The following is a 13,859-nucleotide window of genomic DNA, read 5'->3' as shown; positions in this document are numbered from 1 at the left end:
GGTGTCAGTCTAAAGGATCTGGATTTTGAAGATTGATGCTAGTGTGGAGGTTGCCCGCCGGTGATCGGTGTAGATCTACCGTGAACCCTCCACGCGGCTCTATCGTGACAGGTTTCTTTACCGTCTCGAATGTCGTGGACGGGCCGAAAAAGTCGGTTGGACCGTGCCACTTGTCCCCTTCGATCAGCTTCATTTTGTAGGTGCCTGGTGGGACAGGTATCCGCACCTCGTCATGGCGTCGAACATAGACCGAGATGATGTGCTCGTCAGTCCTGCGGCTAAAAAGCTGGACTACGGCGTTCGCTTGATCGGTACGGACGCCTAGGTTCCCGGTTGCAAGCCGACCGTCCACACCGTTGGCGACGGTCACGCTGCCGGAAGAGGGAAAGGGGACTTCGGCGCGCCGATCTGGCAGCCAGCCCGATCTCTTTGCCTCACGGTAGGCCGGAATTGCGATCGCAATAGCGGAGAGAAGGAATATCCATCCTTGAAGGGGATGCGGCTTAAAGACGGCAGGGGATGCTCGATACCGGCCCTTCTGGTAGTCGAAACCGCGATTCTTCGCTGAGAACCACGCCCCATCATCCCCCAGCGCTTGCTCCCGCCGAGCCCGTTTGTCGTTCCACGTGGTCCCATCCCGGCCAAGACCCTGACGCTTGCGATACCGCTCGCGCATGTAGTCGCGATCATCAAGCCCCATGACGTGTCGCTCCCGTTGGCTCGGTACGCCTCGATATTGCGCGGTGATGCAGGATCTTCAGCTGCTGCGTGAAGTCGGCGATCACGAAGGCAAATTCGTCGGCGACCTCCTTCTCGGCCGCGCATCCGGGCGCGATCGAGGCCGCGGCAAGCACCAGGTGCGCTGCCGCAATCGGATGCTCGTCCATGAGGTGAAAGGCCCTCGTCCGGAAGTCGTCGGCCAGCTCCTCTACGGTGGTATCGGCCCGGGCTTGGTGGGAAGAGCCGCGCTGAGCGTCCTCGAAAACGCTGACCTCGGCAGACGGACGTGATCGTTCGGCTGTTGCCATGGCTACATGACCTCGTGTCGGGGAAGGTGCTGGGAGGGGAGGGGCCGCAGTGACGCGACAATCGGCATGACGTCGTTGAAGTTGGGCTGCACGCGCCCGGGTACGCGGATCGTGCGATATCCGGCATAAGCCGTCATCTCGTCGCGAACGCGGTCCTTGAACGGATTATGCGACCAGTCGTCGACCTCGATCAGGGCGACGATCAGGCCCGTCGCACGGTCCTGCGCCACGAAGTCGACGATCTTCTGTGAGAAGGCGTTCCGGTCAGAAATCTTGCTCTTCCGCACCGGGCTTTGCGGCACGCGCAGAAGCGCGCCCATCGCGACCTGCGCATGGATACGGCAGTGCGGCAGGGCGCGTTCGAGAACGTTGAGCATGGCCGTCTCGCGCGGTGTCAGGAAGCGTTTGGCCACCGGCCGCGGTGGACCGAAGATGTTGCGTACACCTAGCGCCTTCAGGAGCAGGACCACTGAGACCAATGCGATCAGCAGGGGGAGGGGTTTGTCCATCACCGGACGCCGCTCAAGGGAATCGAAACAGGCGTTTTGCCGCTCTCGGCCGCTGACAGCCGATTTTCGGACATGGAAAGCCACTGCACGTCCTTTGATGGTGCTGGCCTCTCGGGGATGAGTTGGGCGACGACGACGACGACCGCGAACAAGACCACGCTCAGGGCGAGTTGGACGACCATGCGCCGATCGCTCGATCGGCGCGCGTCGTCCCTCTTTTCTAGTTCAGCCGCTCCCTGCAGGCAGGCGAGTGCTCCGTCGCTCAGAATGCGAGCATTTTGGGTTTCGTCATCAAACAGGGTGGCGTCGCCGCTCGAAAACCGACTGGCTCGAATAGCGAGCAGGTCATGCGCGAGGCTTCGCAACTCCTCGGACGTCGGTTTGCTCTGAAATATCGGACTCATGACGTTCCTCACATATCCAGGCTGAGGTTTTTCTGAGGGAGGCCGGGTATCTGGTCGCCATGGCCCGGCATCGCGGGCAGGGAGCTCAGATCGTCCATGTCGAGCGGATGCATCCCCAGCTCGTCGTCCTTCCGTGTCTCCGGGCGCTTCTGCCGATCCTCGTCATCCTTGCGGTCGAGCGCGAGGCCGTCACGCTCCATCTGCTTCGGATCGGAGTAGTCGTTCTCCGACTTGCCCATGGGTGGGAGGTCGTCGGCCGACGTCAGCGATGCGTCGAAGATGATCCGCTGCCCGTCATCGCGATCGAGTGTCGCTGCCGCTGCGCTAAGCGCGTCGTCGGCCGCCTTCGTATGTCGCCCCGGTCCATCGATATCGAGGCGTCCGAGGGTCTCGAGCGACGCCGTCTTGTTGCCGGGGTTGCTGTCGAGCTGGCGCTCCAGCTTCTGAAGGTTGTCGATGACCATCGTCAGCTCGAACCGCACGCGGGTGACGGCGACGTTGAAAAGGCGCTGGTTGGAGAGGTTGCGCTCGAAGCTGCGCATGGCGACGATCGCGTCGTTGGTCGTGACGCCCTGTGCCATGTGCATGTTCAGGGCGTATGCTAGATCCATGCGGTGCATCATCCGGTCACCGTTCTCGAGCGTGACCTCGTCCTTGTTGGCCAGCTGCACGGTGACCTTCCCGTCCTCGATCCGCGTGATCGTGCCCAACGAGGAGTTGAAGATGCCCCGGTCCTTATCGTTGTCCGTCCACCGGATACGGTCACCCTCATGGATGCGGATCGTCTCGAGGGTCGCGAGCGACATGCGGTCCCTGGCAATCATCGGATCCAAGCGTTGTGGGTCAAACTTGATCGCCCTCCCGTTCTGGACCACCTCCACCTTTCCGTTGGCGAAGGTGCGACGAACTTCTGCGACGCCGCGGCGCAGCCCTGCCTCGGGTATCACCTCCTGTATCTGAAGCTGCTGGCCCTTCTCGTAGGACTGTGCGTAGCGCAGCTCCTCTCGGGTCATGTTGACGGTCTGCAGGACGGTCACGAACAGGCCATCGCCCTTGAGCGTGCCCTCGTCCCGCAAACCCTTCTGGACTGCATTGTTGATGTCCGCGCGTGTCTCACGCCCGGAGGCAAGGATCGCCGTCTCCGCACGCTTCTCCGGCGACAGGTCGAGCCATAGCTCTGCCGCACGCGCGGCAGGATCTTCGTGCTCGACTACCTTGTCGCCGAGCACCTTGAGCGCTTGGCCCGCCTTGCCGACGTTGGCGAGCGCCGCGACCGTCCGGAGCTGGTCGGTCTGCTGACGAAGGTTTTCGTCCATCCGTGCCATGCCAATATTCGCGGCCTGCATCATCGCAAACGCCTTGCCGGCGTCGATGGGGAGCAGCTGCTGTCGATCGCCGATGAGGGCGATGCGTTCGATGCCGAGCGCCTCCGCGATCGTCAGCGTCTTGAGCATTTGCTCGTTCGAGATCATCGACGTCTCGTCAACGACGATGATCGTGTCCTTCAGCTCATCCCTTCGTGCTTGCGCGGCCGGCGTGTTCGGGTTGATGGCATGTTTCTCGTTGTGCCAGATAAAATGCGCGATCGTCTCGGCGCTGACCCCAGCGGCCTGCATCTGGTCGACCGACATCTCCCGGTTGGGGGACGCATCGGGCCGAGCCATGCCCTCCTTCATGTCGGCGACCATCTTGTTCTGAAAGGCAAGCCCTAGCACCGACTTGCCCTCAGATTCTGCCACGCGGGCGACAGCTTGTAGCATTGTCGATTTACCCGCACCGGCGATGCCCTGCACGGCGACAACCTTGTCAGTCGAGGAAACCACCAACGTTGCGGCCGCCAGCTGTCCGTTGTTCAGCGCGTGGGGGGAGGCGGCCTGTAGGCGATCCGGCGCCTCCGCGGCGGGCACGAGGGGCATCGCAGTGCCCTTGCCGGCTTCCACCCGCTCAAGGATTCGTTCCTCGGTTCTGAGCGACTCCGGGGTCGTCACGGCTGCCACCATCCCGGCGCTGCTGCGGATCTCCCCGACTAGCAGCTTACCTTTCTCGGTCAGCTGATCGATCCGTGCCTCGACGTGATCGATCGTCACTCCCTTCAAATTGAAGTCGAGCGCTTTCTTGGCGACCTGGTGCTTCTCGAATGCCGCCTCACGCTGCCCCAAGGTTCTGATAGCCGATGCCACGGCGAGCTGCGCGTTGGCTTGCCCGACGCTCTGCGCCAGTCGCACGAAACCGCGATCGACGAGCGCATCGGGCGAGCGCATCAACCCTGAGACCGTCTCTTTCGCCACCTTCACAGCGTCAGAGATGGCATTGTAGCTTCGTCCGATCGGCCCAGCATTCTCGCGCTGCGCCAGCTTCGCGGCCATCATTTCGGCCGCTTCTCGAATTTCCTGACCTGTGAAGCCGAGTGCCTCCGCCTCCTTGATCCAATCGGCGTTCAGGCCGTCGCGATCCTCGACGTTGAGCTTCGGATCGCGGGTGCGGGCGGTAACGTCGCGCATGCCCTGGGTGCTTTTAATCCCCAAGCGCTCTGCCACCTCAACGATATCATTGCGGCGCTTGCTGAAGGTTTCGAGCACGACCTTCGGCACGCCTGCAATCTCGAACGTGCCGTGCTTCCCTGGCGACCCGACCTGATACCCGATCTTCTCGAGCTCGTTGCGCAGATAGGCGTGGTAGATCGTGCCGATGACGCTGTTGTTCGCCCATATTTTGTCGGCGTGGAGCGCATGCCAGATGCCGTCCGGCCCCTTTGTCAGGTTGGCCAAGATCGCATGGATATGAAGCTGCGGGTCGAGAGCCCGGCTCGTGTCGTGCTGGAACAGCGCGTAGACCAGATTGCCGGTCTTGACCGGCTCGGTCTTCCCATCCTTCGTGATCCGCGTCTCTGCGAGGTTCTTCTCGATCCAGGCCATTGTTTGCTGGACCGCTTTGGTATGGGCACCGTCCGGTCCGAGGATGCGCTTGTCCCCAGCCACATAGGCCATAACCGAGACGGACTTCGGCGCGGAGAAGGTGAGATCATAGCCAGGCCGCCGCCCTTGCCGCTGATCGACCTTCTCCCCCGATGGAAGCTCGCCGTGGAGCGCCTTCGCGAAGGCTTCTTGGCCCACGGCTCCGCTCAGCCCCGCAGCGGCAGCGCCTTCGCCGCCCCACACGCTGACGTCGCCTGCCTTTTCGTCGGTATAGTAATCACCCGCGACATAGTCGTCCTTGGTGAAATACTGCGCCGCTCCGGAAGCGGATTTGACGGTAGCGATCGAGAGCATCGTTACAGCCCAATCCCGTCGTCTTCAGGGAAGGCATCTCGCGCCTCGCGGACGGACAGATCCTCCGGCCGCTCCGCCGTCGGTGTCGGATCGTCACGCGACCGTTCGTCGCTGCGCGCAGGGGCGCTGCGCCCATCTAGGGACCGGGTCCGGTCGTCACGTTCATCATCGCTGGCCCGGCCGCGATCGGCCGGCGATCCCGCTTCGGTGCTGCTCACCACCGTCGCCTCCGACGACGGGCCGTCGCGGGAGTTATCGACCTCCGCTTCGCTGGGCTGGGAGAGGATATTTGCGGCGAGATTGTTCGCGACGTTGGCCGGTTGGGCCTCTTCCTCCGATAGTGCCAGCGACTCCCCACGCCCGCCGTCGTCACCACCACTATTCGGCTTTCCACCACCTCCGCGACCAGACGCCGCAGGCGCGTCAGGATCGCGCGGTTTCCGCGGGACGAAACCTTCTGCGACCTTCGGGTAATGCTCCCACTCGAGCTGGATGCGCGCGGCAGGGAAGCCGTCAGGAAATTTGACGAAGCCGTGCATGGACGGAAGGTTTGTGATGTCGTCTGGGATGACCAGCGGCTCGACCTGTTTCCGAGGCGTCAGGGTCGAGGCATCCCGGGTGTTGTTGTAGCCGTAGCTATACCCCTCATCCATCTGCCGGATTTCTCGGTTGCCGATATATTTGGCGCACTGCTCCGCGGTATCGAGATCGGCCGCAGCCAGGATCAATTTGGTGCGCGCCAGCGACGATAGATTGCGCGCGTTTTCCTCGCCGTAGACCTGCACGAGCTTGTCGAAGGAGTGCAGGCCAAGGATCATCGCCCCGCCGAAATTTCGGGCGGTCTGCAGGCCGCTTTCGATCGCCGGGAGGCGGTGGAGCGCACCGAGCTCGTCGAACATGAACCACGTCCGCAGCGACCGGGTTTTCGGCATGGTCATCAGCGAGTGGATGGCAAGGTTCGACCACAACGTGAGCAGCGCCCGATTCATCTCGAGGTCAGTGTAATTCGAGGTAATGAAAAGGATCGATCCGGGCTTCTTGTCGCCGGTCATCCAGTCCTTGATCGAGTAGGTGCGTCCCTCGTCGGGGAGGAAGCGCAGGACCTGCGCATTGGTGTTGAAAACGGCGCGGATCGACTCCGCCATGCGGGCGGCTTCAGGCGCCGTCAGAGGGTCTGCGATCGTCTTGGCTAGGTGCTTGTGAACCTGCTTCAGGTCGGCCGTCATGAGGTTGTCCGCCAGCGCCTGGTTCGTGGTCATTTTCTTCTCGATGAGCTTCATGCACATCTCGATGAACAGGGTCCGCGCGGCGAGCGCCCAGAAGGGCTCGGAGGAGCCGCCATCGGACGGAATGAGGGCGGCTGCGGCGGCCGTGAACTCGCTGTAGGTCCGGCAGTCGTTGAAGATCGACCAGGCCGGGCAGCGCGCGTCCATCGGGTTCAGGATCGTGTCCCGTTCGGGGTCGTAGAACGCCTCGACATAAGCCCCTGTCAGATCGAACACGACGGCGCTGTCTTGGCGCTGCCGGATCTGTGCGATGGTCTTGCGGAGGGCGGTCGTCTTACCGGCGCCGGTCGTGCCGAGAAGCAGCGAATGGGACTGCTCAAGGCGGTGCGGGTAGGGGATGCCAGCGATCGTGTACGGGTGGTGGATGCCTCCCGCTTTGCGGGCTCCAAACGGCAGCTTCAGGACCTGCTCCGGCGTCTTGTTCGGGAACAGGCTTTGAGCCTCTTTCACGAACTCGATTTTGTTGTGCTGGACGATCTCGGCATAGAGGACATCGCGGTCGACCAGCATGGCCCCGCGCTCGTGACGCTCCTGAACCATCGCCTTGCCGCGCCGCTTGGAAAAGTCGACGTACCAGATGGCGAGGGGCACGGTGACGCAGGACGCGATCATGGCCGATCCGATCACCCCGCGAACGGCTTTCGTCCAAGCTCGAGCGACTTCCGGAACGTAGGGGACATAGCCCATGATCGTGCGGTGCAGGCTGTTGTCGGGCATCCGCAGATCGACCTGCTTCAGGTTGTCGAGAGCGACCCAATTCCAAAGGCCCGCCAGCACCCGCATGCAGATCAGTTGGACGTTGTTCTCGTCGAGCGTGATGGAGAGGATGATGACGTAGGCGAGGGCGAACACGCCGAGCCACATCAGGATCGGCAATTTGGCCCCCTGCAGCCACATCAGCACCTGGGTGTTCAGGAGCTGCGAACCACGCGTGAAGTTGCCAGAATTGCGAGGTAGCTCGCCTCGCGACGAGTGGTGTTCCTGGGGGATGGGACGGCCGTCGTTGCGGATGTCACGCCGCATGCCCTTGGGGTCATCGCGTGCCATGATACTGCTCCATCCGCAGGTCGGTTTGGGCGATCAGATGGTCGCGTAATTCGGGGTGGTTCTCGCGGATGATCGCATCGAGTGCGATCTGCGTGTATTCGGTCACGCGCATGTGCCGGAGCTGGCTATCGTCCGCGCGCTTCGCACCGGCGACGAACTGCTCGATCGCCAGTCGGATCACGTCCGACGTGCTGCGATTTTGGCGTGCTGCTACCGCATCGACCTGGTCGCGCAGATCCCGCGGGATCCGGACCGTGCAGTGTGTTTTGTTACTCAAGAACCAGCTCCCTAGCAGGGGGGCTGGTGGGCTCTTCGTCGACGTCGTTTTTAGCGGGTCTCTGGTCCGCGTTCAAGCGGATCGTTGATTTCAGGCGCGATTTCGTGTCACGTCGTAACACGCAGAAAGCGCGGTTTTCTGCGGTTTTTTGAGTGTGTTACGTTGTGCCACAAAGCGTAACACATTGTGACCCTCAATTGCTCGCTGCTAACTACCTGAAAATCCACGGGAAAAAGCAAGCGAAGCTTGCGTTCGGTGTGCTCTACTGAAGTCCCGATTCCTTCGTATTGCTTTGGGTGTTCTGACCCTTCGAGACGGCTCGGGATTGCCTCGGCGTTCCGCCGGGATCCAACCCGCCGCTAGGCGGGGAGCAGCTGCCCGAAGGGCGCTGCGCGCCGGGGACACTGACCTCTGCCAGACGCGAAAACATCGGATTGCTCCATGGTCGTTCTTGTGGGTTCCTGTGCGCTCCTTCGAGCGGTATATGAGGCCTGTTCAGAGCCAATCAGCCGTACCGAAAAGGGCACACTATGGCGAAGTCACTAGACGCTGAACTGGCCGCGATCGCGGCCGACGAACGCAAGCTCGCTGAGCGCCGTCAGGCGCATCAGGCGAAGGTGCGGGAGGCGGCTGTCGGAGCAGTCGAGAAGGCAGGGCTGTTCAAGGTCCCGCTCGATCGATTGGAGGGGCTGATGAAGGTGGTGAAGACGCTTGGCGTCGACGAGGTCGAGAAGCGGCTCATGGCGGAAGCCTGAGCCGGTTCGAGGCCGATGGTCACGGCGATGGCCGCATGGGGCTGCTACCTCATGCGGCCATTCTGTTTTCTGGTCCGGACGCGGCGCAGCCGGCTTGAGGTTCGCAGGCAAAAAAAGGGACGCGCCAGCTGGTAGGCTGGGCGTCCCTGCGGGTCGCTGAGCGTGTCTCGCTGAGCCGTCAGGCCCATGCGAGGTGGTATTCCCCCTCGACGGGTTTCAGCGCCGCCATGGTGGTCAGCGCCTCGACGTATCGAGACATCTGGGGATCCTCGTCGAGGCGTCGCCGGATGCGTGGATCCATGAGCCGCTGTCGGAGCTGCGACAGCGGGATCGCGCCGCACGATTCCTCGTCCAGACCGAGGCTGGCGAGAAGGGCGAAGGCGTTCCCGTTGGCGACCTCCAATTCGGGTGCGCCATCGGGATTGAGGCCAAGGCCGAGCCGCAGATCGCCGGTCGGTTCCTGTTGCCAGACGCGGACGCGGCGTGCCCGGAACTGGGCCTCGTCGATGACGGCGATCACGGCCGGGTCATGATCGAAGCAGCGCGCGATCGAGGCGAGCGCGAGAGGGCACACCCGGACCTCGATCTCGAACGACCCGGAGGCTGGTTCACCGTGGATCGGGATGACCATCGGAGCCCCGGTCCGGTCGCGATGCTCGTCGAGAAGATCGCGGAGCGCGCCGAGCTGGTCGGGAGTGATGACGGCGGGTGAGGGCGACAGGACATTGTGGCCGTCGTCGACGCGGAACGTGATGGTCATCTCGACCTCCTTCGTTGAAACCGCGTCTCCCTTTCTCTCTCCTCTCCGGCGATGATCCGGGCCCCTTGATGCTGGGCCCGGGCAGCGTTTCGACGCGCATGCTGGAGAATGGCTTTATACGTACGTCAGCAGCGCCAGGGCGGGCTCGATGCCCGCACTGGCGCCTCCCGGCCGAGGCGTAGCAAGGGCGGCCCGAAGGGGCCGCTCCGCAGCGAGCGAGCCGGGTAGGGCGCGCGGATTGCAGACAGCAAAAAGGCCGCCCGGGTCACCGAGCGGCCTGTTCGAATTTGGCAACCGGAGAGCGTCGCGGCCCGGCCAAGTTATTTGAGGAAGTTGCTCCAGATGGCGGCGGCGCCGAGCAGCGCGAGCAGTGCGGTCTGCACGCCGAACCAGATCGTCAGCGTCGAGCGCGTCGTCTCGATCTTGCTGTCGATGCCCGTCAGCTTCGCCTCGAGCGCCTTGTTTGCCTGACCGACTGCCACGTCCACGTGCTCCTCGATCGCTGCCACTACGGCAGCCGCCTTGTCGTCCTCGACATTAGCGTCCTTCAGAGCACGAAACAACAGAACCTGCATAACCGTTCCTCCTTTGTCTTCATGACGGAGATCACGCGTCGGTCGGGGTGGCGAGGGTCAAGGACCGCGTAGCGGCCGCGGCAGCGGCGGTGGGGGTCACGATTTTGCGTAGCAAAATGGTGGGGCCCCGCCGTCCTTGAGGCTCGCCGCACCGGCCGACAGACTGGGACGACTTGAGATAGAGGGTTTACCCCGCGGCAGCAGCGCCAGGGCGGGCTCGATGCCCGCACTGGCGCTTCCCCGGCCGAGGCGTAGCAAGGGCAGGCCGAAGGGCCTGACCGATGCGAGCGAGCCGGGTGACGGCCGGGCCTTGAGCCTCACCCCGAGGAGGGGCTTGCCGCGAGGATCATCAGCGCCGCTTCGTCGGTGCGGCCCTGTGCGATGATGATCCCGCGCGCGTTCCCACGCGCTGCCTCGGCGGCTATGCCCTCGGCGATCTGATGCGCCTCGTCGAACTCCCCGGAGCAGTCGTCATCGATCACCATCTCCTCCAGCTCGTGATCGAAGCGTCCCGTGTATCGGCCGGCCCATCCGTCACGCTCCCGGAGCGCGTCTTCCAGTCGCTGGATCGTCCGGAACCCGTGGCGCTGAGCGGCCAGATAGCCGGCTTCGTGCGTGGCGTAGCTGCGCTGCGTGTTGATGCTGTTCATGACCGTCTCCTTCGTCTTGATGACGGTGTCCTCGCGTCGGTCGGGGTGGCGAGGGTCAAGGACCGCGTAGCGGCCGCGTCAGCGGCGGTGGGGGTCACGATTTTGCGTAGCAAAATGGTGGGGCCCCGCCGTCCTTGAGGCTCGTCACCCCGGCCGACAAACTGGGACGACTTGAGAGAGAGTTTTTCCCGCGGCAGCAGCGACGGGGCGGGCTCAATGCCCGCTCCGGCGCTTCCCCGGCCGAGGCGTAGCAAGGGGAGGCCGAAGGGCCGGACCGAAGCGAGCGAGCGGGGCTTGGGCGGGGGCGGGGTTGTCCACGGCTGACCCGAAACCCCTTTCAGCGGGAAGACGGTCGCCAATATGGCGGTGGCAGATCCCGGGTGCCGCTCGCCAGCTGGCCGGGCCGTCATCCCCCGGTCAGCCGTGGACGCTGCGGCTTTAGCGCGCAGATCCTAACAACATGCGGTTGAGCCGCGAACACGCGCTGCCGGCGCTGCGGGCGTGCGGCAGCGCCTTACCGGAAGGGGGAAGGTGACCGGGCGCGCGCTGACCAGGCGCGGCCCGACGGGGCCGTGCCAAGGCAGTGCGCGCCCGGTCACCTGGCGTGGGGGAAACCAGTAGGGTTTCCCCCACAAAGCGACGGTGGCGAAAAGGGGCCAGCGCCGGGGATTTCCCGTCGCTGGCCTAGTCATTCCTGCCAAGGAAAGGGGATGGGCGGCGCGTAGGGGGAAAGCGCGCCGCCCGATGGGTTCAACCGAACGCGGCGCGCTTGGTTGCGACGGGGGCGGGGGCCTGTCCGTCGATCCGGAAAGCGTGGGTCGGGATGCGGGCGGTTTTCAGCACCTGCAACAGGTTGGATTGCAGCCCGGACCCCTGACAGACGATTGCCTCGACCGGGTTAAGGGCGGCAAGCTGTTCGTTACGAACGAAGCCCGCGCGCTTGCCATAGCGGCCCGTCTGCGGGGTGAAGGCAACAACCGTGACGCCTCGGCTTGCGGCCCATGCTGCGGCGATAGCATCGCATCCCTTGCGCTGCGCGGTCGTGCACAAGGTCATGTGCGGAACGCGCGCCTTGATGGCGTCGAGCCGGTCCCAAAGCTGTTGCCAGTCGTGCCACTCTGCGCCGCCCGAAAAGACGACAAGCGGGCCGGTGGGGTTGCGCTTCTCGCGGTGGTCCTGCGCGCGCGCTTTGAGGAAGTCGATTGCCGCGATCTGGCTTGCGGTGCCTCCGCTCGAAACCTTCGATCCGCGCGCCGGGGACCATGGGTGGCCGGTCTGCGCGCGGTAACAATCGGCGGCATAATCGCGCATACACTCGATGGCGGCGCGCTGTTCCGTCTTGGTCTGGGCGCGGAGTTGCAATTCCTCCATCTCGACCGCGTAAATCTCCGACGGGTCATAGCGGCGGGTCATCTCGCCAAGGTCGGCGCAAAGCCGGTCTTCCTCGCGTTCCAGCTTCTGCGCCTCGTAGTGGAACGAGTTGACGAAGCCCCATGCGATCGCCTGCGCGCTCGCCTCTAGGCGAGTGTCGCGGAACAGGTCGAAAAGGGTCGCCATGATCGCCGCGCAATCGTGTTGCGCCTCGATCGGCTCGGGCATGTCCAGTTCCTGCCGCTCGCCCCCCATTTCGACGATGGAAAGCGCGCCAACGTCGCCGAACGCGTCCTGAAAATTGGTCGTCGCGGTCGCCTCGGCGTAGCTCTCCGCGATCTCGTCGGCCGCATCGGTCGCCGTCGCGCTGTGCTCGGCGTTATCGTCGGCGGGGTGGCAATCGTCGGTGTCCGTGCGCGCGGCGTTCGCCCGGCGCGTCGCCCATCCCTTGCGGGCGGCGTCTGCGCGGGTGGTGTCGCTCGTTGCGAGGGCTTCGCCCATGGCGGCAAAGCTGCTAAAGCGCTGCGAGGTCGTTTCCTTGGTCATGGCGTCAATCCTTGGCAATTGGTGGCGGCTAGGGTCGGGGGAGGGTTGCACCCCTCTCCCCGCCCGTCTGGCTGGCTTAGAAGGCCGGGACGTAGTCGTCGGCGGTCTGGTCGTCGCTCACGCGGCCATCGGCGGTCGCGTTGCCCGCGAAGTCGTCGGCGTTGTTGGTGCGGCTGCGGCGACCGGTCCGGCTGCCGTCGAGGTTCTCGCGCCGCGGGGCGGGGCGGTTCCAGACGACGCGATAGCCTTCCTCGACGTCGCCAAAGAGCATGATCTGGAGGGGTTCGGGGAGGCTCGGGTCGTCCAGCTTGCCCTGATAGAAGCTCTCGCCGCTGCTGTTGCTGGTCATTTCCCAAAGCGCGCCGATCTGAACCCAACGCTTCGCGACGTTCAGGACCATGATCTCGAAGGCGGGCGCGCGCTCGTTGTTGCTCTCGACCGGGCGGAGACCCAAGCGAGCGAGGTCGATCGTGGCGGTTGCGACCGAACCGAGCAGCTGACCATTGACCGACTTGAAGGAACCGATGTTCATGATCTTAACTCCTATTTGCGGGGGCCTCTCCCCCTGTTTGCCGGTGCTTGGGGCCTTTCCCCTTCCGGCATCTTTCTTTTACCCCCTCCCCTCTAAGTATTGAAGCGCATTGTTTTCTTGACACTAAAGTCATCGTACACGGTGAGTCCGAGCATAAATAGCTCCCGACTAGGGAGCGTAAATAAACAAATCAAAGACGCATTGATCGCCCAAGCGATCAATTCCCCTTTTACTGTGCTGATGGGCAAGGCCCGGCCTCTGTTCTCATCGCACCCGGAGCCGTCCTCGCAGGGGCTCAAGAGGCAGGCACGGCCGGCGGGGTCAACATGAATGACGGAGGCTCCGCCGCTTTAGCGGTGGAAACCGTAGGGCCTTTAGGCCCGGTATTCTTGTTGAGGCGTCTTCAAACAAACAAAAGCATTGCCCGCTTGCGGGCAATTCTCCTTTGACGCCGACCCCGTCGGACGGGTCTGGCACGCCGAGACACTGGGAGACGGCGCAGGGTGCGATGAGAACATAGGCCCACAAAGCACTCATCATGCGCCTAGCGCATGATTCAACAGCCGAAGGCTGCCAGCGGTGAACGTCGTGCGCGCGTGACTTCTGGGGCTAGGGGAGGGGCAAGCCTCTCACATCCGCGTAGATCGCCTCAGGAGCGCCGTGGGGTCGCCTCCGGGACCCGGACAAGGGATCGTCACCCGTCAGGGCGGAGACCCGCTCTTGCGGGGCTCCGGTCGGCTCTTGCCGACTAGAGCCCGGCCCCGCCCACCGGGCGGGGATGGCCCTCACCCATCTTCCCCTTATGCCGAGATGCAGCCACGATGTCCGGCATACGAGGGGCAACCGGGAT

Annotated in this window: 13 protein-coding genes; 2 read left to right on the top strand and 11 right to left on the bottom strand. The window is 63.8% G+C overall.

Features of this window, described 5'->3' with window-relative positions; all coding sequences use genetic code 11:
• Nucleotides 1-4: 4 nt before the first annotated feature.
• On the bottom strand, nt 5-700 hold the full coding sequence (locus MF607_RS15145; protein WP_242120273.1) for a hypothetical protein: 696 nt from the start codon (nt 698-700) through the stop codon (nt 5-7).
• Between the two features lie 46 nt (nt 701-746).
• Here MF607_RS15145 and MF607_RS15140 point away from each other — a divergent pair, with 46 nt between their 5' ends.
• Nucleotides 747-1,010, top strand: coding sequence for a hypothetical protein (locus MF607_RS15140; RefSeq protein ID WP_242120271.1), 264 nt, complete (start codon nt 747-749; stop codon nt 1,008-1,010).
• A gap of 20 nt (nt 1,011-1,030) precedes the next feature.
• Here MF607_RS15140 and MF607_RS15135 read toward each other — a convergent pair whose 3' ends face one another.
• Genes MF607_RS15135 through MF607_RS15115 form a run of 5 tightly spaced genes read right to left on the bottom strand, consistent with a single transcriptional unit; the run spans nt 1,031 to nt 7,820 of the window.
• Nucleotides 1,031-1,537, bottom strand: a complete 507-nt coding sequence (locus MF607_RS15135; RefSeq protein ID WP_242120269.1) for a DUF2726 domain-containing protein — start codon at nt 1,535-1,537, stop codon at nt 1,031-1,033.
• Nucleotides 1,537-1,941 (bottom strand): hypothetical protein, encoded by a 405-nt coding sequence (locus MF607_RS15130; protein ID WP_242120267.1) that lies wholly within the window; start codon nt 1,939-1,941, stop codon nt 1,537-1,539. The genes MF607_RS15135 and MF607_RS15130 overlap by 1 nt, the downstream gene beginning before the upstream one ends.
• A gap of 8 nt (nt 1,942-1,949) precedes the next feature.
• Nucleotides 1,950-5,210, bottom strand: coding sequence for a MobF family relaxase (gene mobF, locus MF607_RS15125; RefSeq protein WP_242120265.1), 3,261 nt, complete (start codon nt 5,208-5,210; stop codon nt 1,950-1,952).
• 2 nt (nt 5,211-5,212) lie between these two features.
• Nucleotides 5,213-7,543 (bottom strand): type IV secretion system DNA-binding domain-containing protein, encoded by a 2,331-nt coding sequence (locus tag MF607_RS15120; RefSeq protein WP_242120263.1) that lies wholly within the window; start codon nt 7,541-7,543, stop codon nt 5,213-5,215.
• Nucleotides 7,530-7,820, bottom strand: coding sequence for a CopG family ribbon-helix-helix protein (locus MF607_RS15115; protein WP_242120261.1), 291 nt, complete (start codon nt 7,818-7,820; stop codon nt 7,530-7,532). Before MF607_RS15115 ends, MF607_RS15120 begins: the two co-directional genes overlap by 14 nt.
• 530 nt (nt 7,821-8,350) lie before the next feature.
• On the opposite strand from MF607_RS15115, the gene MF607_RS15110 reads away from it, so the two are divergent.
• Nucleotides 8,351-8,575, top strand: a complete 225-nt coding sequence (locus MF607_RS15110) for a hypothetical protein (protein ID WP_242120259.1) — start codon at nt 8,351-8,353, stop codon at nt 8,573-8,575.
• A 178-nt stretch (nt 8,576-8,753) separates the two neighbouring features.
• Here MF607_RS15110 and MF607_RS15105 read toward each other — a convergent pair whose 3' ends face one another.
• From MF607_RS15105 to MF607_RS15085, 5 genes are all read right to left on the bottom strand, one after another.
• Nucleotides 8,754-9,335 carry a hypothetical protein gene (locus MF607_RS15105; RefSeq protein ID WP_242120257.1) on the bottom strand — a complete coding sequence of 194 codons (582 nt, stop codon included), beginning with the start codon at nt 9,333-9,335 and terminating at the stop codon, nt 8,754-8,756.
• A 320-nt stretch (nt 9,336-9,655) separates the two neighbouring features.
• Nucleotides 9,656-9,910, bottom strand: a complete 255-nt coding sequence (locus MF607_RS15100; RefSeq protein ID WP_066667205.1) for a hypothetical protein — start codon at nt 9,908-9,910, stop codon at nt 9,656-9,658.
• Between the two features lie 317 nt (nt 9,911-10,227).
• A complete protein-coding gene (locus MF607_RS15095; protein ID WP_242120255.1) occupies nt 10,228-10,560 on the bottom strand; it encodes a hypothetical protein in 333 nt (110 codons plus the stop codon).
• Nucleotides 10,561-11,310: 750 nt separating this feature from the next.
• A complete protein-coding gene (locus MF607_RS15090) occupies nt 11,311-12,477 on the bottom strand; it encodes a DUF2493 domain-containing protein (protein WP_242120253.1) in 1,167 nt (388 codons plus the stop codon).
• A 76-nt stretch (nt 12,478-12,553) separates the two neighbouring features.
• Complete coding sequence (locus MF607_RS15085) at nt 12,554-13,009, bottom strand: DUF736 domain-containing protein (RefSeq protein ID WP_066667206.1); 456 nt, start codon at nt 13,007-13,009, stop codon at nt 12,554-12,556.
• Between the last annotated feature and the right edge of the window lie 850 nt (nt 13,010-13,859).

The organism is Sphingomonas lacusdianchii, assembly GCF_022664395.1.
Classification (GTDB): Bacteria; Pseudomonadota; Alphaproteobacteria; order Sphingomonadales; family Sphingomonadaceae; genus Sphingomonas; species Sphingomonas lacusdianchii.
The sequence above is the reverse complement of the archived record's forward strand: the minus strand, read 5'-3'. Positions and strand labels throughout refer to the sequence as shown.

Coding starts and splice junctions, on each gene's coding strand:
- MF607_RS15145 (WP_242120273.1), bottom strand. CDS start 700: ATGGGGCTTGATGATCGCGACTACATGCGCGAGCGGTATCGCAAGCGT.
- MF607_RS15140 (WP_242120271.1), top strand. CDS start 747: ATGCAGGATCTTCAGCTGCTGCGTGAAGTCGGCGATCACGAAGGCAAA.
- MF607_RS15135 (WP_242120269.1), bottom strand. CDS start 1,537: ATGGACAAACCCCTCCCCCTGCTGATCGCATTGGTCTCAGTGGTCCTG.
- MF607_RS15130 (WP_242120267.1), bottom strand. CDS start 1,941: ATGAGTCCGATATTTCAGAGCAAACCGACGTCCGAGGAGTTGCGAAGC.
- mobF (WP_242120265.1), bottom strand. CDS start 5,210: ATGCTCTCGATCGCTACCGTCAAATCCGCTTCCGGAGCGGCGCAGTAT.
- MF607_RS15120 (WP_242120263.1), bottom strand. CDS start 7,543: ATGGCACGCGATGACCCCAAGGGCATGCGGCGTGACATCCGCAACGAC.
- MF607_RS15110 (WP_242120259.1), top strand. CDS start 8,351: ATGGCGAAGTCACTAGACGCTGAACTGGCCGCGATCGCGGCCGACGAA.
- MF607_RS15105 (WP_242120257.1), bottom strand. CDS start 9,335: ATGACCATCACGTTCCGCGTCGACGACGGCCACAATGTCCTGTCGCCC.
- MF607_RS15100 (WP_066667205.1), bottom strand. CDS start 9,910: ATGCAGGTTCTGTTGTTTCGTGCTCTGAAGGACGCTAATGTCGAGGAC.
- MF607_RS15095 (WP_242120255.1), bottom strand. CDS start 10,560: ATGAACAGCATCAACACGCAGCGCAGCTACGCCACGCACGAAGCCGGC.
- MF607_RS15090 (WP_242120253.1), bottom strand. CDS start 12,477: ATGACCAAGGAAACGACCTCGCAGCGCTTTAGCAGCTTTGCCGCCATG.
- MF607_RS15085 (WP_066667206.1), bottom strand. CDS start 13,009: ATGAACATCGGTTCCTTCAAGTCGGTCAATGGTCAGCTGCTCGGTTCG.